At 67.8% G+C, this 21,151-nt stretch carries 20 protein-coding genes; 8 read left to right on the top strand and 12 right to left on the bottom strand.

Features of this window, described 5'->3' with window-relative positions; translation table 11 throughout:
• Window positions 1-3 precede the first annotated feature (3 nt).
• From AC1D1T_RS03700 to AC1D1T_RS03690, 3 genes are all read right to left on the bottom strand, one after another.
• Window positions 4-1,257: a hypothetical protein gene (locus tag AC1D1T_RS03700; protein ID WP_477991432.1), complete on the bottom strand. Its 1,254-nt coding sequence runs from the start codon at window positions 1,255-1,257 to the stop codon at window positions 4-6.
• Between the two features lie 14 nt (window positions 1,258-1,271).
• Window positions 1,272-1,709: a cupin domain-containing protein gene (locus AC1D1T_RS03695; RefSeq protein WP_477825272.1), complete on the bottom strand. Its 438-nt coding sequence runs from the start codon at window positions 1,707-1,709 to the stop codon at window positions 1,272-1,274.
• A gap of 116 nt (window positions 1,710-1,825) precedes the next feature.
• On the bottom strand, window positions 1,826-2,581 hold the full coding sequence (locus tag AC1D1T_RS03690) for an SDR family oxidoreductase (RefSeq protein ID WP_477991430.1): 756 nt from the start codon (window positions 2,579-2,581) through the stop codon (window positions 1,826-1,828).
• Between the two features lie 166 nt (window positions 2,582-2,747).
• Here AC1D1T_RS03690 and AC1D1T_RS03685 point away from each other — a divergent pair, with 166 nt between their 5' ends.
• Window positions 2,748-4,301, top strand: coding sequence for a winged helix-turn-helix domain-containing protein (locus tag AC1D1T_RS03685; protein ID WP_477825274.1), 1,554 nt, complete (start codon window positions 2,748-2,750; stop codon window positions 4,299-4,301).
• A gap of 337 nt (window positions 4,302-4,638) precedes the next feature.
• Here AC1D1T_RS03685 and AC1D1T_RS03680 read toward each other — a convergent pair whose 3' ends face one another.
• The gene (locus tag AC1D1T_RS03680; protein WP_477825270.1) at window positions 4,639-5,562 is read right to left on the bottom strand and encodes a LysR family transcriptional regulator; all 924 of its coding nucleotides are present in this window, start codon (window positions 5,560-5,562) and stop codon (window positions 4,639-4,641) included.
• Between the two features lie 111 nt (window positions 5,563-5,673).
• Here AC1D1T_RS03680 and AC1D1T_RS03675 point away from each other — a divergent pair, with 111 nt between their 5' ends.
• Window positions 5,674-6,564 carry an MBL fold metallo-hydrolase gene (locus AC1D1T_RS03675; RefSeq protein ID WP_477825269.1) on the top strand — a complete coding sequence of 297 codons (891 nt, stop codon included), beginning with the start codon at window positions 5,674-5,676 and terminating at the stop codon, window positions 6,562-6,564.
• A gap of 49 nt (window positions 6,565-6,613) precedes the next feature.
• Here the strand turns inward: AC1D1T_RS03675 and AC1D1T_RS03670 are convergent, their stop codons facing one another.
• From AC1D1T_RS03670 to AC1D1T_RS03660, 3 genes are all read right to left on the bottom strand, one after another.
• Window positions 6,614-8,764, bottom strand: a complete 2,151-nt coding sequence (locus AC1D1T_RS03670) for a glycoside hydrolase family 28 protein (protein WP_477991428.1) — start codon at window positions 8,762-8,764, stop codon at window positions 6,614-6,616.
• A gap of 271 nt (window positions 8,765-9,035) precedes the next feature.
• Window positions 9,036-9,752, bottom strand: coding sequence for a FadR/GntR family transcriptional regulator (locus tag AC1D1T_RS03665; protein ID WP_052212876.1), 717 nt, complete (start codon window positions 9,750-9,752; stop codon window positions 9,036-9,038).
• A gap of 53 nt (window positions 9,753-9,805) precedes the next feature.
• A complete protein-coding gene (locus tag AC1D1T_RS03660; protein ID WP_477825267.1) occupies window positions 9,806-10,945 on the bottom strand; it encodes an FAD-dependent monooxygenase in 1,140 nt (379 codons plus the stop codon).
• A 107-nt stretch (window positions 10,946-11,052) separates the two neighbouring features.
• Between AC1D1T_RS03660 and AC1D1T_RS03655 the strand changes: the two genes are divergently transcribed.
• Complete coding sequence (locus AC1D1T_RS03655) at window positions 11,053-11,712, top strand: TetR/AcrR family transcriptional regulator (RefSeq protein WP_477991426.1); 660 nt, start codon at window positions 11,053-11,055, stop codon at window positions 11,710-11,712.
• Here the strand turns inward: AC1D1T_RS03655 and AC1D1T_RS03650 are convergent.
• Genes AC1D1T_RS03650 through AC1D1T_RS03640 form a run of 3 tightly spaced genes read right to left on the bottom strand, consistent with a single transcriptional unit; the run spans window position 11,709 to window position 14,367 of the window.
• The gene (locus AC1D1T_RS03650) at window positions 11,709-12,635 is read right to left on the bottom strand and encodes an NAD(P)-dependent oxidoreductase (RefSeq protein WP_477825266.1); all 927 of its coding nucleotides are present in this window, start codon (window positions 12,633-12,635) and stop codon (window positions 11,709-11,711) included. The two genes, AC1D1T_RS03655 and AC1D1T_RS03650, sit on opposite strands and share 4 nt — an antisense overlap.
• The gene (locus tag AC1D1T_RS03645) at window positions 12,632-13,330 is read right to left on the bottom strand and encodes an RraA family protein (protein ID WP_477825265.1); all 699 of its coding nucleotides are present in this window, start codon (window positions 13,328-13,330) and stop codon (window positions 12,632-12,634) included. The genes AC1D1T_RS03650 and AC1D1T_RS03645 overlap by 4 nt, the downstream gene beginning before the upstream one ends.
• A 44-nt stretch (window positions 13,331-13,374) precedes the next feature.
• On the bottom strand, window positions 13,375-14,367 hold the full coding sequence (locus AC1D1T_RS03640) for a tripartite tricarboxylate transporter substrate binding protein (RefSeq protein ID WP_477825264.1): 993 nt from the start codon (window positions 14,365-14,367) through the stop codon (window positions 13,375-13,377).
• A gap of 137 nt (window positions 14,368-14,504) precedes the next feature.
• Between AC1D1T_RS03640 and AC1D1T_RS03635 the strand changes: the two genes are divergently transcribed.
• From AC1D1T_RS03635 to AC1D1T_RS03615, 5 genes are all read left to right on the top strand, one after another.
• On the top strand, window positions 14,505-15,395 hold the full coding sequence (locus AC1D1T_RS03635) for a LysR family transcriptional regulator (protein WP_477991424.1): 891 nt from the start codon (window positions 14,505-14,507) through the stop codon (window positions 15,393-15,395).
• 94 nt (window positions 15,396-15,489) lie between these two features.
• Window positions 15,490-16,608, top strand: coding sequence for an extracellular catalytic domain type 1 short-chain-length polyhydroxyalkanoate depolymerase (locus tag AC1D1T_RS03630; protein WP_477826217.1), 1,119 nt, complete (start codon window positions 15,490-15,492; stop codon window positions 16,606-16,608).
• A 95-nt stretch (window positions 16,609-16,703) separates the two neighbouring features.
• Window positions 16,704-17,153: a hypothetical protein gene (locus AC1D1T_RS03625; RefSeq protein ID WP_477826218.1), complete on the top strand. Its 450-nt coding sequence runs from the start codon at window positions 16,704-16,706 to the stop codon at window positions 17,151-17,153.
• A 58-nt stretch (window positions 17,154-17,211) separates the two neighbouring features.
• Entirely contained in the window at window positions 17,212-17,961 is a 750-nt protein-coding gene (locus AC1D1T_RS03620) for a sulfite exporter TauE/SafE family protein (RefSeq protein ID WP_477826219.1), read from the top strand.
• Window positions 17,962-17,992: 31 nt separating this feature from the next.
• Window positions 17,993-18,562, top strand: a complete 570-nt coding sequence (locus AC1D1T_RS03615; protein ID WP_465113705.1) for a cysteine dioxygenase family protein — start codon at window positions 17,993-17,995, stop codon at window positions 18,560-18,562.
• A gap of 19 nt (window positions 18,563-18,581) precedes the next feature.
• Here AC1D1T_RS03615 and AC1D1T_RS03610 read toward each other — a convergent pair whose 3' ends face one another.
• Together AC1D1T_RS03610 and AC1D1T_RS03605 are read right to left on the bottom strand one after the other, a co-directional pair.
• Window positions 18,582-19,664: a lactonase family protein gene (locus AC1D1T_RS03610; protein ID WP_465113777.1), complete on the bottom strand. Its 1,083-nt coding sequence runs from the start codon at window positions 19,662-19,664 to the stop codon at window positions 18,582-18,584.
• Window positions 19,665-19,722: 58 nt separating this feature from the next.
• Window positions 19,723-21,132, bottom strand: a complete 1,410-nt coding sequence (locus AC1D1T_RS03605; protein WP_477991422.1) for a pectate lyase family protein — start codon at window positions 21,130-21,132, stop codon at window positions 19,723-19,725.
• Window positions 21,133-21,151: the final 19 nt, after the last annotated feature.

The following is a 21,151-nucleotide window of genomic DNA, read 5'->3' as shown; positions in this document are numbered from 1 at the left end:
GGCTCACTCCGAAGGCTGGATGTGGTCTTCGAAGCCCTCGTCCTTCATGATCATGTCCAGCCGGGGCTTGACGTACTTCAGCTGGAATGCATCGGCCTTGAAGCTGTATTCCTGGAAGGCGTACTCCGACACGTGATCGCTCAGCCGGAAGCTCAGCTCCTTGCCGATGGTGACGAGCTGCAGGGTGTCCTTCTCGAGCTGGCGGCGCACGACGATGAACGACTTCTCGTCCAGGTTGTCCACCCGCAGCACACCGGCCAGGGGCGCGGTCGATACCTCCAGGCCGGCGATCTGGCCGAACGGCACGATCTTGTCCATGCCCGGGCGGCCGCTCGCGGCCTCGACCTCGGACAGCGGGATGATGTTGGCCGCGCGTCCGAAGTTGACCAGCAACAGGAAGTCCTCGGTCTTGCCCTGCTCGGTCTTCGAGTAGGAGACCAGGCCTGCGGGCGTGTTCCCATAGCCGAGCTCGGCGATCGTCTTGCCACGTATGTGCGCGCCATCCTTCAGGTCATCGAGCGGGATGGTGACGATGGGCGTGCACGTGTAGGCCGCGACGAGGTAGGACTTCCCTCCCCAGTTCGCGAAGCTCAATGCCCGGATCGGGGCACGCGTCTCGATCAGGTTGTGGCCTGTGTGATAGATCTCGATGGAGGTCGTCGAGTGCCGGGCGTCGAACGGATACCTGACCCGCCGCAGCGTCGAGGCGAAGTCCTGGTTGGACAGGCCAGCGATGAAGATCTCGCCATCGCGCCACTTCATGTCGGTGACCGTGAAGCTTCGCTCGGGCGCGTCGTTCCAGAACTTCTGGTTCGACGTGGGCGCGTCATGAAGCGGGATCGACGTCGACTTCGCCGCCYTGAGGTCGATGCGGCGAGCATGGTGGTCGTTCGTCACCGCGAAGAGCGCGGGCGTCTTCGCGGCGCCGTAGCTGATCGCCACATAGACCTCCGCCGTTCCCGGGCGGGCGACCATGTCTTCGACCGTGAGCCTGGCGCCGCCGACCTGCCTTGAAAGCAGCGCATCGAGATCGAAGATGTTGAAGGTCGTGCCGGCCGACCTTTGCGGCGCCTGCGACAGCGTGATCGCGTGGACGCGCCCGGCTTTCCAGTCGGCGACGAACAGGACATTGCCGGGTCCGGCAGCCAGGCGGGATATCGACTTGATTTCTGCTGCCGAAGCATTCATGGCGAGACTGAGACCACAGGCAGTGGCAAGGTAAAAGGAAAGGGAAGGGGCGATGACGGAGAGACGCATGGGGAATCCTTCGTTCAACGCACGGGCGTCAAGACCGGAGCACCCTTGTTCTTCACAAGGAACACCACGAACTTCGCCGGCCGGGTCGTGCTGGCATTGCGGCCAACGACATGCACGTCGTCGGGCCCCTCGTAGAAGCTTTCACCTGCCTGCAGCGCCACGGGCTGGCCACCCTTGAGCTGCATCACGATCGAGCCCTCCAGGACGTAGACGAATGCGTGCGCGTCGTGGCGATGAACTTCGTCCGTGCTGCCGGGCGGGTAGACGACTTCCAGCATCAGGCCTTCCTTGCCCGGCAGGTCGGGGAGATCCTTGAGCGCCACCTCCTTGACCTGTGCATGCGGCGCCGCGTGCGAGTGGGGCGCGGCCAGCACGCCCAGCAGCAGCGCGCTGGCCACGGCAAGGGACTTTGCGTAGAGGGGAGGCTGCCTGTGAAGGGTGTGCTGAGTCATGGAGGCTCCTGAAGGTGTGATGGGATGGAATCGCAGCCATCGTAGGAATTGGAGTGCCGGCGCGCTAGACGCGTCGGGGGGATCGGTCTGTTGCCCGTGGGGCACCAATCGCCTGCTCAGGTCGGCGCGGCGCTGGCAGCCAGCCAGTCCTCGAAGCGGATCGCACCGAGGCGAGCGTTGTCCCCGGCTGTGAGCGACCGATCGGAGAGGAGAGCGCCGAAGTAGCGCGCGTGAACGTCCGCCACGACCTTGCGCGAATCACGCGTCGCGCGCAGGAAACGCCTGCCCAATTCGTCGAGCGGAATGGCCTCCGGGCCGCCGACTTCGACCGTGCCGTTGAGCGGCGGTGCCACTGCGAGCTCGGCGAGCGCCGCCGCCACGTCGGTCGACGCGATCGGCTGGATCAGCGYCGGCGACAGGCGGATCTCGTCGCCGACCACGCCCGCCTGGGTGATCCCGCCGACAAACTCGAAGAACTGCGTCGCACGCAGGATGGTGTAGGGGAGGGTGGACGCCTTGATGAGCCTTTCCTGCGCGACCTTCGCTCGGAAGAATCCGCAGTCGGGAAGCCGTTCACTGCCGACGATCGACAGGGCGACATGGTGGCGCACGCCGGCGGCAGCTTCTGCTGCCAGCAGGTTGCGGGTCGACGTCTCGAAGAAATCGAGGACGGCCTGGTCTTCCCAGTTCGGCGCATTCGCCACGTCGACGACCACATCGGCACCGTCGACCGCCTGGGCCAGGCCCTCGCGGGTGATGGCGTTCACGCCCGTGGCGGGCGAGGCTGCGAGCACGTCATGGCCGCGCGCCCTGAGGTTCTTCACCAGTTTCGTTCCGATGAGGCCGGTGCCTCCGATCACGACAAACTTCATGGCTTCTCTCCGATTCTTTCGACCGCAACCGTTGCCGTCGATGTGCATGGAGATTGCCTGCGCGCTCCGCGGAAGTCCTTGCCATTGCCTTGGATTTCCCTTCAGGAACGCCTGCTTGTTCGTCCAGAACGCGTTGCCGTACCATCCTCCGACGGGGGACGACACCGTGCAGTTCATGTTTGGAGACTACGTGCTCGACCCGGAGCGCCGGGAGCTTTCGCATCGCGCGCAAGTCATGCCGGTCGGGCCGCAGGTGTTCGATCTGCTACTGCATCTCGTCAGGAGCCGCGACCGCGTCGTCAGCAAGGACGACCTGCTCGCGGCGGTATGGAGTGGCCGGGTGGTCTCGGAGTCGACGATCACCAGCCACATCAACGCGGTTCGCAAGGCCATCGGCGACAGCGGCGAGGAGCAGCGCCTGGTCCGGACGATCGCCCGCAAGGGGTTCCGCTTCGTCGGCGAGGTCCAGGTCGGCGAACACGCCCCCGGCGAACCAAGGGAACTGCCGCCCGCACTCGCCCTTCCGGACAAGCCCTCGATGACCGTGCTGCCCTTCCACAACCTGAGCGGCGATCCCGAGCAGGAGTATTTCGCCGACGGCGTGGTGGAGGACATCATCGCCGCGCTGTCGCGCCTGCGCTGGCTGTTCGTCATCGCGCGCAATTCGAGCTTCACCTACAAGGGCAGGGCGGTGGACGTGAAGGAGGTCGGCCGCGAGCTGGGCGTGCGCTACGTGCTGGAAGGCAGCGTGCGCAAGACCGGCAGCAAGGTGCGCATCACCGGGCAGCTCATCGACGCGACGAGCGGCACGCATCTGTGGGCCGAGCGCTTCGAAGGCACGCTGGACGACATCTTCGAGCTGCAGGATCAAATCGCCGAAAGCGTCGTCGGCGCGATCGCGCCGCAACTCGAGCGGGCGGAAATCGAGCGAGCCAAGCGCAAGCCCACGGAAAGCCTCGACGCCTACGACTACTACCTGCGCGGCACCGCCAGGCTGCACAGCGGAACGCGCGAATCCATCGAGGCGGCACTGCCCCTGTTCTACAAGGCCGTCGAGCTCGATCCGGAATTTGCATCGGCCTATGGCATGGCGGCCTGGTGTCATTTCTGGCGCAAGGTGAACGGCTGGATGACCGATCGGCCCGCAGAGATCGCCGAGGGCACCCGCCTGGCGCGGCGGGCGGTGGAGCTCGGCCGCGACGATGCGGTCGCCCTCACGCGAGCAGGCCACGCGCTCGGGCATCTCGCCGGCGACCTCGATGGCGGCATCGCGTTGCTCGACCGGGCCGTGCTGCTCAATCCGAACCTCGCCCCCGCATGGTTCCTGGGCGGATACCTGCGCGCCCTGCACGGCGAGACGGACGCCGCGATCGAGCACCTGGCGCGTGCCGTTCGCCTGAGTCCGCTGGATCCGGAAATGTTCAGGATGCAGGCCGGCATGGCGCTGTCGCACTTCTTCGCGGGGCGCTTCGATGCCGCTTCGGCCTGGGCGGAAAAGGCCGTCGGAAATCTACCGAGTTTCCTGGCCGCGGTCAGCCTGGTGGCGGCGAGTCATGCGCTTGCCGGGCGAATGGACATGGCGAGGCAGGCGATGCAGCAGGTGCGCACGCTCGACCCGTCCCTGCGCGTCTCCAATCTCAAGGACTGGCTGCCGATTCATCGCTCGCAGGACCTGGCGCGATTCGCGGAAGGACTGCGACTGGCCGGATTGCCGGAGTGACCACGGCTGCCAGTGCGCAGTCCACACGACGTTTACCGAAGTGCTTCCTCTGTGATGCGAACGTGCGCATCGGTCAGGTGCAGCCCGTATGCCTCGATATCGTCGAGACACTGATTCGCATCGACGCCAGGTGTTCGCTCGTCCCTGACGAGCTCGATGGTCTTGAATGCCGTCCAGGGCGCGTACTTCCGAGGCAGGTTCTCACCAGATGCTTGTGCGGTGAAACCGAATACGCGACCAGGACCTCTGAAGATATGTATTTGCATTTGTCGTGTCAGTAGTTGTGATCCGAAACATCGAACAAACCTCCTTTCCCCGGTTGATGAAGTGAATTCTCTCAAAGGGGCGATGCCTTCAGGGCGAGGTCCCACGGCGCCTCCTCTCCCGCGAAGCGCTCCGCGAGGAAGTCCACCAGCATGCGCAGCGCCAGCGGTTGATGCTGGCGTGAGAGGTAGAGGGCGTGGATGCCCAGCACGTCCGGCTCGTGGTCGGGCAGCAGCGGCACCAGGCGGCCGGCGCGCAGGTCGTCGCCGAGGTAGTAGGTAGGCAGCATGCCGATGCCGGCGCCCGACAGCACGGCGCGCCGGAGCACCGCGGTCTCGTTGGTATGGAAGGCCCAGTCGACCGACACCACGATCTTCTCGCCACCGCGCGTGAAACCGTAGTGCTTGCCGATGCCGAAGGCATGGGCCACGCAGCGGTGTCGACGCAACTCCTCGGCCACCTGCGGCACGCCGTGCTGCTGCAGGTACCCGGGTGAGGCGCACAGCATCGATCGGCATTGCGCCAGCGGCCGCGCGATCATCGTCGCGTCCAGCGTGTTGGTGATGCGCACCGCGAGGTCGACGCGCTCCGCGACCAGGTCGGTGACCTTGTCGCCCACCGACAGCATCACCTCCACCTGCGGGTGCAGGCGCTGGAAATCCACCAGCGCGCTGGTGAGCTGGGCCTCGGCGAAGGAGCCGGCGGTGGTGACGCGCAGCAGCCCCGCCGGCTCACGGCTGCGCTCGCCGGCCAGGTGATGGACCTCGTCCGCGATGCCGAGCAGCTGCCGGCACGACGGCAGTGCCGCCGACCCGGCATCCGTGAGGCTGACGCGCCGCGTGGTCCGGTGCAGCAGGCGGGCGCCGAGCCAGTCCTCGACCGCCGCGAGGTAGCGGCTGACCATCGCGACCGACATCTCCAGGCGCTCGGCAGCCTGGGTGAGGCTGCCGAGATCGGCCACCTCGACGAACACACGCACGGCGGTCAGACGGTCCATTTCATCGATCCATGCAACAACGATTCAACTGTAGCAAGCTTTATCTACTGTATCGATGCAAATAGAGTTCGTCCGGTCGCAAACAGTGTTTCAACCCTCACGGAGATCTCCATGTTCCAGTTCAGCACCTTCGTCCGCGTTTTCCTGCCCGCCCTGGCGCTGGGCGTCGTCGCACCCACGGCTGCCGTGGCGCAGAGCCAGCCTGCGCTGAGCCTGAAGGTCTACAACGCCGACGGCAACAGCTTCAACGTCAACGCCGTGGTGGTCAGCGGCAAGACCGAGGCCATCGTCATCGACAGCGGCTTCACCCGTGCCGATGCGCTGCGCGTGGCGGCCAACGTGCTCGACAGCGGCAAGTCGCTGCGCACCATCTTCATCAGCAACGCCGACCCGGATTTCTACTTCGGCGCCGAAGTGCTGAAGGCGTATTTCCCGCAGGCCCAGGTGCTGACCACCCCGGCCGTGCGCGAGAAGATCCAGGCCAAGCTGGCGGGCAAGCTGGCGTTCTGGGGCCCCAAGATGGGCACCAATGCGCCGCAGAAGCCGATCGTGCCGGAACTGCTGCAGGGCACGACGCTGAGCGTCGATGGCGAGACGATCGAGGTTCGCGGTATCACCGGTGAACTGGCCCATCGCCCCTACGTGTGGATTCCGTCGATCAAGGCCGTCGTCGGCAACATCGCGATCTTCGGCAACCTGCACGTGTGGACCGCCGACACCCAGAAGGCCAGCGAGCGCAAGGCATGGTTCGCCCAGCTCGACGAGATCGAGGCGCTGAAGCCCGCCACCGTCGTGCCCGGCCACATGGCCGCCGGCACGGCGCTCGACGGCAGCAGCATCCGCTACACCCGCGACTACCTGCAGCGCTTCGATGTGGAAGCGGCGAAAGCCAAGAGCGCCGCGGAGCTGATCGACGCGATGAAGAAGGCCTACCCGCAGGCCGGGCTGGGCATCGCGCTCGACATCGGCGCCAAGGTGGCCAAGGGCGAAATGCAGTGGTGAACCCGGGGCAGTGGTGAACCCGGGCGGCCCGGCGGGCCGCCCGCAAGCGTCACCAGCCGGTGCCTGCCGGGCTCGTCGACGACGGGAAGTCGACGTAGGCGCGACTGCAATCCACGACCCTCGACGGATGGACGTAGGGCGTGGCCTTGCCGGTGACCGTGACCCGGTTGTCGGCTGACGGCAGGATCGGCAGGTTGACCCGATCGAGGGTGAGCTGAGCGTCCGACGCGATGACCCGCACCGCATCGGGCGAATCGGTCACCACATTGGTCAGCGACATGACCAGCGGATGGGCCGGGAGGCTGAAGCCGCCCGTGTCGGCCGCGAAGCCGCGCAGCGTGATGGCCGTCTGGCCCTCGATGGAGATGCTCGCCAGGAAGATGTCGTGGAAGTTGGGGACCAGCGGCCCGCCAGCAGGCAGTGCCTTGGTGCTGTAGTACGGCGTGTACAGCAGCGCATTGGTCACGTTGCGCATGCAGATGTTGTCGACGTGGATGTTGCTGACCTCGCCGCCGCGCGCGTAGTCGGACTTGATGCGCAGGCCCTCCTCCGAGCCGTCGAAGCTGTTGTCGTACACGTGGACGTTCTTCACGCCGCTGTTCGTCTCCGAGCCGATCGAGATGCCATGACCCCAGTAGATGTGGTTGTGGGCGATGACGATCCCCCACTTGCGGTCGGAGCGCACGTCGCGGTCGCCGTCGATGCCCGCGAGGCCTGAATTGGCGGGGCTCGGGTTGTTGCTGCCCTTGAGCACGATGTCGTCGTCGCCGGTGCTCACGAAGTTGAACGCGAAGACGACGTTCTTCAGGTAGCCGTCGAACGAGATCTTCGCGGCGGACTTCGTCGTGCTGCCGGTGGTCAGCGCTGCCGAGGTCGCGCTCTTGGCCGAGCCGGGGTCGAAGGCGTCGGTGTTCTTCACGTTGTCCCGCGTGAAGGTCTCGCCGGTGTAGAGCGGGTTGCCGTTGCCGGCAGGGTTCGCGTAGGCCGCCAGCGACGGCGTCTGCACCTTCACGCCCCAGACCGTCAGGCCGTCGACGCCGCTGGGAACGACGTGGAAGTTCGCGCTGTTGTTCAGCGTGATGCGGTGCAGCGTCAGGTTCTTCGCGTAGTTGAACACCATCATGCGGAAGTTCGACTGCGAGGCCGTGCCGGTGGTGCCGTTCTGCACCATGTTGCCGAGGTAGGCCAGGTCCCACCACGTCATGTTGCGCACCGACGATTTCGAGTCGACCAGCGTGCCGCCGTCGTCGCACGGCGTGCCGTCGACGGCCTGCAGGCCCTGCGCATAGGCGGCGTAGGTGTTCGAGCAGCTCATGTCGACCTTCATCAGCGGGTACAGCTTGTTGGTCGTCACGATCTCGGCGTAGCCGCGGCTGTCGATCGCGCCGTCACCGACCACGGCCGAGTTCACGAGGTTGTCGCCGTTGATCAGCGCAGTGCAATTCCCGGAGCTGCCGGCCTTGGTGGCGCTCACCGCGGTGTTCGCGCAGTACGGTCCGGCCGGCTTGGGCGAGTAGGCCATGACGTCGCGGCTGGCGAACAGCGTCACGCCCTTGTCGATCCACAGCGTCACGCCGGAAGGCAGCGTGAGCGGGCCGCTGATGAAGGCGTTGCCCGGGCCGCTGCTGCTGACCACGAGGCGCACCGCGAAGCGGGTCGCGCGGTACTGCGGTTTGGCCAGCTCTTCTCCGGACGCGCCGGCGATGTTCCTGCCCGGATCGGCCGCTGCCTGCTGCTGCGCAGTGGCGGCTGCGTCGGCCGCCGCGATCGCGGCACCGACCTCGGCATCGACCCCCGCGCCACAGGCATCGAGCGCGGCCTGGATGCGGGCCTGGTCGGGGTTGGCCGTCGCGGCGCTGACCGCAACGCYGACGCCCGGGAGCGACGGATCGGCTTCCGGCGGCAGTGCGCCGTCGGGGCGCCGCACCAGCTTGTTGCCGGCTTCCAGCGTCGCGCAGACTTGCGCGTCGACCGGCAGCACCGGCGCGGCCGGCAGGTTCGCGTCGGTGCTGGTCGTGCCGACCTGGAAGGCGTTGCCGATGCCCGGGGATGAGCTCCCCTGGGTGCTCGCCTCGGTGGCCTCGCTCCCGTCCGCGCTGGCCTCGCCGCCTCCGCCGCAGCCGCAGAGCAGCGACACCAGCAGGCAGGCGCTCAGCGCATTCACAGACAGGAAGCGTGTGATCGACGTGTTCGAGTTCATCCGTGCTCCTTGGCGACAGAAGTGAGGGGACAACCGAATACCCGGCGATCAGTGACCGTCGTGCGAGATGTCGTGTGAGACCCGGGCTCGCAGATCACCAGGTGGGACGCGCATGAAGACCGCAGGTCGCACGGACCACCTCCTGGTGGCGTTCCGTCGACCGGCACAAGGCGTCAATTAATGCCTGACATTGTTTCCCTGGCGGGATTCATGTCAAGCAAATGTGATCAGGACAAACCCCTTGTCCATGCCTGGCGGGTCCGGTGCCGATTCAGGGCAGTTGCGTCGCTTCGAAGATGCGCCGCTTCGCGTTGCGGATGTGGCTGCGAACCGCTTCGGCCGCGTCGCCCGCAGCCCGGCGCACGATCGCGTCGATCACCGCACGGTGCTCTGCCTGGGTCTCGCGCACGCGCTCGGGACTCTTCTTGTCGTGGGCGTTGCGCGCGAGCTCGATGAACTGCCGGATGGGCGCAACGCTGGTCTCGATCGACGCCACGAAGAAGGGGTTGTGCGAGCAACGCGCCATCGCGAGGTGGAACTCCACGTCTTCGTCGATGCCTGCGTGTCCGGACTCCATCGTCACGTTGAGCGCCTCGTAGGCGGCATTCAGCGCATCGATGTCGTCGCTGTTGCGGAACTCGGCGGCAGCGGCCGCCGCACCGGCCTCCACGCAGGACCGGAAGGCGTAGTAGCACTCGATGTCGGCGAGGTTGCGAATCGGCGTCATCGCCACCACCGGCGCGCCCGGCGTGCGGATGACGCTGGTGCCGGCGCGGCGCCGCGATCCGATCACGCCGTCCGCACGCAAGCGCGACAGCGCCTCCCGTATCGTCGGCCGCGACACGCCGAAGGTGGCAGCAAGTTCGCTTTCGGTGGGCAGCTTGCCGGACGGTCCGAACTCGCCGCGAAGGATCGCCTCGACCACGAGCGCGTAGATCTGCGAGGACAGGGGCCCGACGCCCCCGGCGGGAAGCAGCAACTCGTTCATCGGCGGCAGTATAGGTGTGCCCCTGGAGGCCTCTCCGGAATAATGTCAGGCATTTATGGCGGCACCTGGAACCCGAATTCCGTCTTCGCATTTCGTGCGCGGATCGCCTCTTCGGTTCGAGGAACCAGCGTCTCGAGTCCCGTCCGCACCGCCGCGGCTTGAACTTCGTCGACGAACGGGCGGAACTGCTCGTCGTAGAGGCGGAACGCCTGCGCGTGGTCGCCGCCCGCGGCTCGCATCGCCTCTCCCAACGCGGCCGCGCCGTCGATGGCGAGCGACCCGCCCATTCCTGCCGCGGGAGACGCGCAGAAGGCCGCGTCTCCCACCAGCGCGACCCTGCCCCGCGACCACGAGGGCATCCGGACCTGGCACAGCTTGTCGAAGTAGAAGTTGTCCGAGCCGGCCATGGCCCTCAACACCTCCGCAGTCCGCCAGCCCAGGCCGGCGAACTGCTCCGTCATGATCCTGCGCTGCTGCGCCTCGTCGCGGCGGTCATATGCGATCTCGCGCTCGCAGGCAAAGCCCAGGATGATGTCGGTCCTGTTCTTGTAGGCATTGAGCATCACGGCCTTGCCCGGCACGTTGAACATCTGCGCGGTATCGCGTTCGATCAGCAACTGGTCCACGATCGCGATCGAGAAGTACTGCTGGAGAAAGTGCGTGTACTGCGCCTCCTCGCCGAACCAGAGCCTGCGCACCCCCGAATGCATGCCATCGCAGCCGAGCACGAGGCCGAACGAGCGCCGGCCGCCCTTCCTGAACGTGACGTCGACGCCGTCGATCGTCTCGACCAACCCTGCGATGCTGTCCCCGAAGACGATCTCGCATCGGTCTCCCACGGCCTCGAGCAGGATGTTCAGCAGCACGTCCCGCTCGATCTCGAATTCATCCTCCGGAGGAGGATCGCCTTCCGCTCGCAACACGAGTGCGCGCTCGGTCCGGTCATCGGCGTTCTTGAATTCCCAGCGCCGCAGGCTCAGGCGATCCGCGCGGATCCGTTCGAGGATCCCCATGCGCCTGACGATGTCGACCGTGTTCCCGCGGATGTCGACTGCCGTGCCGCCGGTGCGCAAGCCCGGACCGATCTCGACGATGGTCACGTCGTAGCCCAGCTGGCTCATCCAATGCGCGGACGAGAGCCCCGCGAAGCTCGCACCCGAGATGAGCACCTTCCTGTCGTTGCCACGGGTCATCCGCCGGTCCTTTTCTCTCTGGCGCCACATCGGGCGCGATGAGTGAAAATTGTGTACTCGATAAAAGTTTAGTGCAATACATTTTTGACTGAGTCAAAAAATGTGGCTTGACGACGGGTCTCCGGCGCGAGCTTCGGCTAAGCTTCGTGCCCATGGGCGACAGACGCGAGAGCAAGAAGCGGGAGACCCGACAGCGGATTTCCGACGTGGCGACAGCGCTGTTCTTCGAGCGCGGCTTCGAGGCGGTGACGATCGACGAAATCGCGGTGGCCGCGAAGGTGTCGAAGATGACCGTCTTCAACTACTTCTCGCGCAAGGAAGAGCTGATGCTCGATCGCGAGGACGACCTGAAGCTGCTGTCCTTCCGTCAGGCGCTGCGCGAGAGGCCCGACGGGAAACCTCCCATCGAGGCGCTGCGCGCGCTCGTCCAGGAACTGAGCGGCCAGAAGCATCCGCTGTGTTCCGTCAACACGCAGGCGGTGAACTGGTGGCGGGTTCTCGCCGCGAGCCCGTCGCTTCAAGCGCGCCTGCGCGAGCTCGGGGACGAAGCGGCCGAAGGGCTGGCGATCGAGCTGGCGGGGCCGAAGCCGGACGGCCTCACGCGACTCATGGCCGGGATGATCGTGCTGACGCTGCGCACGGCGCGCGAAGAAGCGATACGCCTGATGGAGCGCGGCGGGTCTGCGAAGAAGGCGAACGCTGCGTTCCTCGCGTTGATGGAGCAGGGCCTCTCGGCGGCCGAGACGCTGGCGGTGAACCTGGCTTAGGGTGCCTTGCCCAGGACCTTCAGCGCGTTCTCCGCCGCAGCCACACCCATCTTGACGTACGCATCCGCGGTGACGCCGCCGATGTGCGGGCTGAGCGTGATGCGCGCCTCGCCGTGGAACGGATGCGGCGAGGGCATCGGTTCGGTCGCGAAGCTGTCGAGCCCGGCCGCGGCCACCTGGCCGGAGCGCACCGCGGCGAGCAGCGCCGCCTCGTCGATGAGGCCACCGCGCGCGGTGTTGACGATCAGCACGCCCCGCTTGCAGGCGGCCAGGGTCTGCGCGTTCAGCAGCCGTGCGTTGTCGGCCGTCAGCGGGCAGTGCAGCGAGATCGCATCGGCCTCGCGCCAGATCGTCGCCAGATCGGTGCGCGCGACATGCGCCGGCAGGTCATTCGCGTACGGGTCGAAGCCGAGGACGCGCATGCCCATCGCATCGGCCACGCGCGCGAAGCGCCGGCCGATCGCGCCCAGGCCGATCACGCCGACGGTGCGGCCTTCGAGCTCGATGCTCTTGTGCGTCGCCTTGTCCCAGTGGCCGCCATGCATGCGCTCGTTCAGCATCACCACCGACTTGGCGGCGGCGAGCAGCAGCGCGAGCGCCTGCTCGGCAACGGCAGCGGCATTGGCCCCGGCCGCGGCGACGACCTGGATGCCGCGGGCCCGGGCAGCGGCCTTGTCGATCGTGTCGGTGCCGCTGCCATGCTTCGAGATCACCTTCAGGCTCGGCGCAGCGTCCATCGCGGCGGCGCCGACCTGGCTGTAGCGCACGATGATCGCCACCGGATCGTGCCGCTGGCACAGCGCGATCACGTCGTGCTCCGTCGGCGTCCTGCCGGCGAACACGACCTCGAAGTCGTCGAGCAAGGCCATCGCCTGCGGCGCCAGGTCGGCACCGGTCACGACGAACACCGGCTTGCGGCTCACAGCGTCTCTCCGGCCTGGATCACGCCGGCCGCACGCAGCGCGTCCTCCAGCCAGGCGGGCCGCAGTGCCTTGCGACTCCTGATGTCGGCAATGCGCCGCGCCTCCGCGGCGACCTTCTCGGCCGCCAGCGGCAGCAGCGCCGCGGCCCGGGCCCGCTCGATCACCGTCACGCCATCGGCGTCGCCTACCACGAGGTCACCAGGGTGGACGGTCACGCCGCCGACGGAGATCGGGTGGTTGAGCCGCCCCGGGACGAACTTCGTCGGGCCGTTCGGGTTCAGGCCCGCCGCATACATCGGGAAGCCCAGTTCGCGGATGGCCTCGCTGTCGCGCACCGCGCCGTCGATCACGACCGCCGCGATGCCGAGCGCCACGCACTGCTGCGACATGATCTCGCCCATCAGCGCGCTGCCGAGGTCGCCCTTGCCGTCGACCACGATCACGTCGCCCGGCTTCGCGATCGCCATCGCGGCATGGATCATCAGGTTGTCGCCGGGCCGGACTTCGACGGTGAGCGCCGGGCCGGCGAACCGCATCGACGGCGACAGCGGCGCGATGCGGCCGTGCAGCGCGCCGCGACGGCCGGCCACGTCGGCGAGGATCGAAGAAGGGAACTTCGAAGCGCGCTCGACGGTGGCGGCGTCGACGCGTTCGATGTCGCGCATGACGTCGGGCAATGCAGCGGCCTGGCTCATCGGGATCTCCTGGATGGGTGGTTGAACGTGCCGGCGACCCGGGGTCAGTCGACCCTGGCGCCCGATTCCTTGACGACCCCGCCCCAGCGCTGGACTTCCGTCCTGATCAGCGCGGCGAACTGGTCGGGCGTGCCGCCGGCGGCATCCGCACCCTCGTCTTCGAGCTTCTTGCGCAGGTCGGCCTGGCGCAGCGCCTTGTTGAACTCGGCGTTCAGCTTCGCGATGACCTCCTTCGGCGTGCCGGCGGGGGCCAGCAGGCCGAACCAGGTGACGGCGTCGAATCCCTTGTAGCCCGACTCGTTGATGGTCGGGACGTTCGGCAGGTCGTCGACCCGCTTCGCCGAGGTGACCGCCAGCGGACGCAGCTTGCCCTGCTTGATCTGGCCGAGCAGTGTCGGCACCGACGCCATGTAGAGGTCGACGTTGCCGCTGATGACGTCGGTCAGTGCCTGCGCGGCGCCCTTGTACGGCACATGCTGTGTCCGGATGCCGGCGGCCTTCTGGAACAGCTCGCCGGTCAGGTGCGCGACGGTGCCGTTGCCGGGCGACGCGAAGTTCAGCGCGTCGGGCCTGGCCTTCGCCGCGATGACGGCATCGGCCAGCGTCTTGTGCGGCGTGCCCATGCCGGTGACCATGACCAGCGGTGCATTCGCCAGCAGGACGATGGGCGACAGGTCCTTCTGCGAGTCGTAGGGCATCTTCGCGTACAGCGTCGCGTTGATCGCCAGGTTGCTGGTCTGGCCCAGCACCAGCGTGTAGCCGTCGGCCGGGGACTTGGCCACCGCGTCCACGCCGAGGTTGCCGCCGGCCCCCGGCTTGTTGTCGATCACGAAGGTCCAGCCCGTCGCCGCGGCGACCTTCTGCGTCGATTCGCGGGCGATGATGTCCGTTCCGCCGCCGGGCGGGAACGGCACGATGACGCGGATCGGCTTGGCCGGCCACGCTTCGGCGGACGCGCCGCTGCAAAGGGCTGCCAGCGCCAGGGCGGGCAGGAGGTGTCGGCGCAAGTGCAAGTGCAAGGGCGGGGGCAGGGGCATGTCGTCTCCGTCGTGAATCGTGTCGATCCGTCTGCCCGGATCGGTGTCGCGGGTCTGTCGATGGGCTTGAGTATTGGTGCGGCGACCTCTACAGTCCAATCGATAGTTTTTTGAAATCCATCAATGGCGCTTTTGACATGGACCTGCGCGACATGCGCTACTTCGAGACCATCGCCGAGCTGCAGCACATGGGCCGTGCGGCGGCGCGGCTGCACCGCACCCAGCCCGCGCTGACGAGTTGCGTCCGGCGCCTGGAGGAGGACTGCGGGGCCGCGCTGTTCGAGAAGGCCGGCCGGGGCATCCGGCTGACGGCTGCGGGTCGCGTGCTGCTGAAGTGGGCCCAGCGCATGCGTTTCGACGTGGAAGATGCGCAGCGCGAGATCGGTGCCATCGGCCAGGGCCTGGCCGGGCATGTCCGCATCGGCATCGTGCCGACCGCGGCGCAGTTCGTGCTGCCCTCGGTGGCCCGGCAACTGCTGCAGGAGGCGCCCGAGGTGACGCTGCGCACCGTCGTCGGCCTGGTCGACACCTTGAAGCCGCAACTGCATGCCGGCGAGATCGACATGATGGTGGGAACCGAGGGCCCCACCGAAGCCGGCTACGTCTCGAAGATGCTGGTGGAGGATGCGATCGTCGTCGCCGCGAGCGCGAGCCACGAACTGTTCCGCGGCACCCCGACGCTGAAGGACTTGTCGGGCTATCGTTGGGCGCTGYAACCTCCCGGCGCGCCGACGCGCGACTGGCTCGACCACACCTTCGACCGCAAGCGGTTGCCGCGGCCGCAGGTCCAGGTCGAGAGCACGATGCTGCTGATGCTGCCCTTGCTGATCGAGCAGACCGGCCTGCTGAGTTTCATCTCGCGCCACCACCTGGGCAGCCGGCCGGGACGGTCGGGCCTGAAGGAGATCCCCCTGAAGGAGGCCACGATGCACCGCCGGCTCGTGGTGACCTACCGCGCCAACAGCTACCTGTCGCCTGCCGCAGCGCGGCTCATCGAGCTGTTCTCCACGCTCGGCGACAAGCTGTGAGGGCAACCGACCGATGCGCGTGTCGGAAGACGCCTGCACGGGATCGGCCTGTGCGCCTCTGTGAATGCGCGCGGCCACCCCTCAGCATCGAACGATGAGCAAGCTGTACAAACCCTTTTCCCCGCCCTTCGATGCGAACGCGATCAACGAGACGATCCAGCGGGCGCTCGCGTCCGCGGGGCTCGACACCTCGACGGGCCCGATGCGTGACGTGACCGAGACGATCCGGCGGGCGCTCTCGCCGGATGCGGTTCCGTACGCACCGCCCGCTGGAGTGGCGCAGCCGTCGATGGATGAAGCGCAGGTCGCGGGAAGCTTCGAGACCTGCCAGTTCAGCAACCACGCCGGGAGCCGTGCCTACAAGCTCTATGTCCCCGCGGGGAATCCGGCCGAGGCGCGTCCGGTGATCGTGATGCTGCACGGCTGCACCCAGTCGCCCGACGATTTCGCGACCGGCACGCGGATGAACCGCCTGGCCGACGAGCAGGGCTTTCTCGTCGTGTACCCCGAGCAGCCGGCGCAGGCGAACCCGTCGAAGTGCTGGAACTGGTTCAAGCCGCAGGACCAGGCGCGCGATGCCGGCGAGCCGTCGCTGATCGCGGGCATCGTCCAGCAGGTGGCGCAAGGCCACGGCGTGGATCGGGGCCGGATCTTCGTGGCCGGGCTGTCCGCCGGCGCCGCGATGGCCGTGGTCCTCGGCGAGTGCTACCCGGATCTGTTTGCCGGCGTGGGCGCGCATTCGGGCTTGCCGTATGGCAGCGCGAGCGACATCCCGTCGGCGATGGCCGCGATGAAGGGCGGGCGCAGCGGGATGCCCGGTGTGCGAGCCGCGGCATCGACGGGCCGCGCAACGCGCCCGGTGCCCACGATCGTCTTCCACGGCGATCGCGACCACACCGTGCAGCCGAGCAACGGCGCAGAGATCGTCAGGCAGGCGCAGGACGCCTACCTGGCACGTGCCGGCCAGGGCCCGTTGAATGCGATCACGCTGGAAGACGCGTCGGACGCCGGCCGGGCCTGCCGCCTCACGCGCTATGTGGACAGCGCGGGCGAGGTCCGGCTCGAGTCGTGGATCGTCCACGGGGCCGGCCACGCCTGGTTCGGCGGGGATGCCCGGGGGTCCCATGCCGACCCGCGAGGTCCGGATGCGTCGAAGGAGATGGTTCGCTTCTTCTTCGCGTTGCCGCGCGCGGGGCTCGGCGCGAGCGGTTGAAGCCGGATGGCACGCGGCAGCGGGCGCCTGTGTGTTCCATCGCACGGACATGCCGCCTGTCGGCGCGCAGGCTGCAGGGAACTCCAGGAGACCCCATGGCAAAGAGATACCGCGACAGCTATGCCGCTGCAGAAGATGCCTTCACGTCCGAGGGCGGGCACCTCGCCGACCGGATGGATGCCGGCCCGATGCGGCCCGGTGAAACCCTGCTGGAGCGCGCCACGCTGATGGCGACATTCGCCATCCGCTACAACGGCACGCACTACAGCTGCCAAGGCGTGCGCTTCCTCCACCTCACGGATGCCGTGAACCACGCCCGCCTGGTGCTGGTCCGCGAGGCGGACAGGGTGCGGCAACGCGATGCGACGACGCACCCGGGCATCGATGCGCCCGACGAGGCCGAACGAAAGACGATGTCGCAACTGGCGATCTCGTACCGCAACGGCGTCTATTCGTTTGCCGGCTTCGACTACCACCACCTGAGCGATGCCGTGCATTTCGCGACGCTGCGGCACAGCTCGGACGTCGGCGAGCATCCCGGCTGAACGAACGGGCGGACCGCCCGGGAGGGGCGGCCATCGCGACGCTATCCTGGCGCGCATGATGGATCACCTCACCCTGGTCGTCGCCGTCGGCGCGATCTGTGCCGGCTTCGTCCAGGGCCTGTCGGGTTTCGGTTTCGGCCTCACCGCGATGTCGTTCTGGGCCTGGGCGCTCGACCCGATGCTGGCGGCCGTGCTCGCGGTGTTCGGCTCGCTGACCGGCCAGGTCATTGCCGCGGTGACGGTGCGCCGCGGCTTCGACCTGCGGCGCCTGCTGCCCTTCGTGCTGGGCGGCCTGGCCGGCATTCCGATCGGCGTGGCGATCCTGCCGCGGCTCGACATCCTGATGTTCAAGGCGGTGCTGGGCACGCTGCTCGTGCTGTGGTGTCCGGCGATGCTGCTGGCCGGCAGCCTCCCGAAGATCCGGGCCGGCGGCAGGGTGGCCGATGCCGTCGCCGGCGGCCTCGGCGGCGTGATGGGCGGCATCGGCGGATTCACCGGCACGATCCCCACGCTGTGGTGCACGCTGCGCGGCTTCGCGAAGGACGAACAGCGCGCCATCATCCAGAACTTCAACCTCGCGGCGCTGGCGGTCACGATGACCGTCTACGTGGCCAAGGGCATCGTCACGCGCGACATGCTGCCGATGTTCGCGATCGTCGCGCCGGCGATGCTGGTGCCCACGCTGCTGGGCGCGCGGCTGTACATCGGCATTTCCGAGGCGACATTCCGCAAGGTCGTGCTGGGCCTGCTGACGGCGTCGGGCGTGGCGCTGCTGTGGGCGTCGCTGCCTGCCCTCATCGCGAGATGAGCGGGCCGGCGGCTGGCGCGACAATCCGCCGATGACCTCCACCGCCCTCGACGCCTTCATCGCCCAAGCATCGGCCCGCAGCGGCCGCCAGCCCGACCCGGCCGATTGCGTGCTCGCACTGGCGCCGCTGATGCTCGAGCTGATCGATCATGCCGGCAGCTTCCTGGAGCCGCAGCACTACCGCAGCAACGCGTCGGGCTACACCCGCAACCTGATCTACGACGCGCCGGATGCGAGCCTGTCGCTGTACTCGATCGTCTGGCTGCCGGGCCAATGGACGCCGGTGCACGACCACGGCAGCTGGGGCGTCGTCGGCGTCGTCGAGGGCGTGCTGGAAGAGCGCAGCTACGTGCGGCTGTCGCCCGACCGCGGCGCCGACGAAGACATCGACCTCGCGCGCGGCGGCACGATCCTGCTGAGCCACGGGGCCGTCACGAGCTTCGTGCCGAACCCGGACCACATCCACGTCACCGGCGTGCCGGCCGAGCGGCCGCGTGCGGTCAGCCTGCACCTCTACGGGCGCACGATGAACGACTTCAACATCTACGACGTCGCCGCGCGCTCGCGCCGGCGCATCAAGGTGGCGCACAACGAGAGTTGAACGCGCGCGCCGAGGGCCGTCACGGCAGGTCGACGATCTCCACCCAGTTCGGGTTCTTGCCGACCGGCAGCCGCGTGGCCTCGCCGAGCGCGCCGGTGCGCGGGTCGATCGCATGCACCGACACCGAATGCGACTCCTGCCCGGCCGCGATCAGGAAGCGGCCCGATGAATCGATCGCGAAGCCGCGCGGCGTCTTCTCGGTCGGCGTGCTGCCAGCCGGCTCCAGCTTGCCCGTCTCGGCATCCACCTTGAAGCGCGCGATCGTGCTCGACGTGCGCTCCGACGCATAGAGCTGCCGGCCGTCCGGGCTCAGGTGAAGGTCGGCGGCCCACGGCTTGCCGGTGAAACCCTCCGGCAGCGTGGTCGTGCGCTGCAGTTCGCGCAGCGTGCCGCGGCCGGCATCCCACGCGAAGACGTACAGCGACGCATCCACCTCGTTGAGCAGGTACAGGTGCTTCTGCGCCTTGTCCCAGACGAAATGGCGGGCGCCGGATTTGGGTGCTGCCTGCACGATCGCCGGATCGTTCGGCGTCAGCTGCCCCTTGGCCGCATCGAAGCGCCAGACCGACAGGTTGTCGCCGCCGAGGCTGGTGGCCAGCACGAAGCGGTTGCTCGCGTCGGCATGGATCGCATGCGCGTTCGGCGCCGTCGGGATCAGTTGCTGGATGGCCCCGACCACGCCGTTGCCGTCGATGCTGTTGACGGTGATCTTGTGCCCCGGGTACGAGGCCGCGAACAGCCATTTGCCGCTGGCGTCGACGTCGATGTTGGCCATGCTGTCGGCCAGCGGCGCCTCGCCCAGCTTCTTGAGGCGGCCACCGGCCGGGTCGATCGCGAAGCTCACCACGCGGAACGGCTGCGAGCGCAGCGCGGCGTAGAGAAAGCGCTTGTCGGGGCTCACCGCGAGCGGCATCACCGTGCCGCCGACGGCGAGCGTCTCGACCGGGCTCAGCCGGCCGGTGCTGCGGTCGAAGGCCAGCACCGACAGCTCCTGGCTGTCGGCGTTGGAGACGTACACGAAGGTGCCGGCCATCGCGGGGAGGGCGGCGGCGAGCAGCCCGCCGGCCACGATCGCCGCACGCAGCGGCGTTCCGAAGTGCAGATCCAAGTTTGTCTCCTCAGTACGCCGCGATGTGGCGGTCTGTGTGGCCAGTGGCAGCTCAGTTGCAACCCAGCCCGGCCAGCGCCTTGCCTGCACCCGCCACCGCGGGCAGCTTCTGCTTCACGCAGGCCGGGTCGTGCAGAGTGTAGGTGTACGGAATGCCGACCGGGAACGTGCTGGTGCTGACCCAGTCGGTCGCGTCGCGCGACGGCGACGACTCGCTGGCCACCCAGGTGATGCCGTAGCGGCTGAAATCGGCCGGGCTCTTCACGTTGTTGTTGCGCAGCTCCCACCAGCCGATGGTCGAGCTGTCGCGCGAGGTCACCGGGTTCTGCGCGTTCTCGAACCAGTTGCCCTCGATCAGCGAGAAGCCGCCCATGCGGATGTTGGCGCCCGAGGTGTGCACGCCGCTGTACAGGTTGTTGTACAGGTGGGTGTAGCCACCGCGTTGCAGCGGCAGCCGCGACTTCACGTTCTCGTAGAAGTTGTGGTGGTAGGTGATGAAGCGGTCGCTGGAATCGCTGTCGCTGGAGCCGATCAGCCCGACCTTCTGGTGGTCGTGGATGTGGTTGTACGAGTAGGTGATGTGGTGCGCGCCGGCCTTGTTGTCGACCAGCCCGTCGAACTCCATGTCGCCGGCGCCCGCGCACTCCTTGATGCTGCTGAACAGCGTGTTGTGGTCGACCCAGATGTAGCCGGGGGACTTGCCGCCCTGGCCCTCGATGCCGATCGCGTCGATCGAGCCCGGCAGCAGGCCGATCGTCATGTTGCGGATGATGACGTTCGTCGCGCCGCTCTTGATCGCCAGGCCGAAGTTCGCGGCCGAGCCGTCGGCCCCTTCGATCGTCACGTTGCTCTTGTTCTTGACCTCGACGATGGCGCCGGCCGGCTTCGTGCGCTGCGCGCAGGAGTCGGTGATCGACGCGAAGTCGAAGCTGCCGGTGTAGCGGATCACGAGGCCGGCCGAGCCGGTGTAGGCATCGATCGCTGCCTGCATCGCGGCCGCGGTGCTCACCGTCACGGCTGCGGCCTTGCCGCCGCCGGTCACGGTGCCGGCGAAGCCGGCGGTCAGGCCGCTCGGCGCGGGGGCCGGTGCGGGTGCGGGAGCCGGGGCCGGGGCGGGTGCCGGCGAAGGGGCGGGTGCAGGGGCCGGTGCGGGCGCGGGCGAAGGTGCCGGAGCAGGCGCGGGCGCCGGTGCAGCCACCGGTCCGACCGCGCACTTCTCCTTCTTGCCCGCGTTCGGATCCACGCCGCCGAAGGTCGCGCCGGTGCAGGCCACGGTGCCCGACAGCGTCTTCACGACCCACTTGTTCTTCACGCCGAACGACACCTGGCGGGCCGTCGTCCCGATCTTGCAGCTCTTGCCTTCGTCGGCGCACTTCGAGAAGCCGGCCGGCCAGTCGATGGCGAAGGCGGGCGTGGCGGCGGCGCAGGCGATGGCGACCAGGGTCAGTCGCAGCGGGGTCATTCTGGTTGTCATGGGGAGC

The sequence above is a fragment of the Rhizobacter sp. P2_H3 genome, assembly GCF_056403355.1.
The sequence above is the reverse complement of the archived record's forward strand: the minus strand, read 5'-3'. Positions and strand labels throughout refer to the sequence as shown.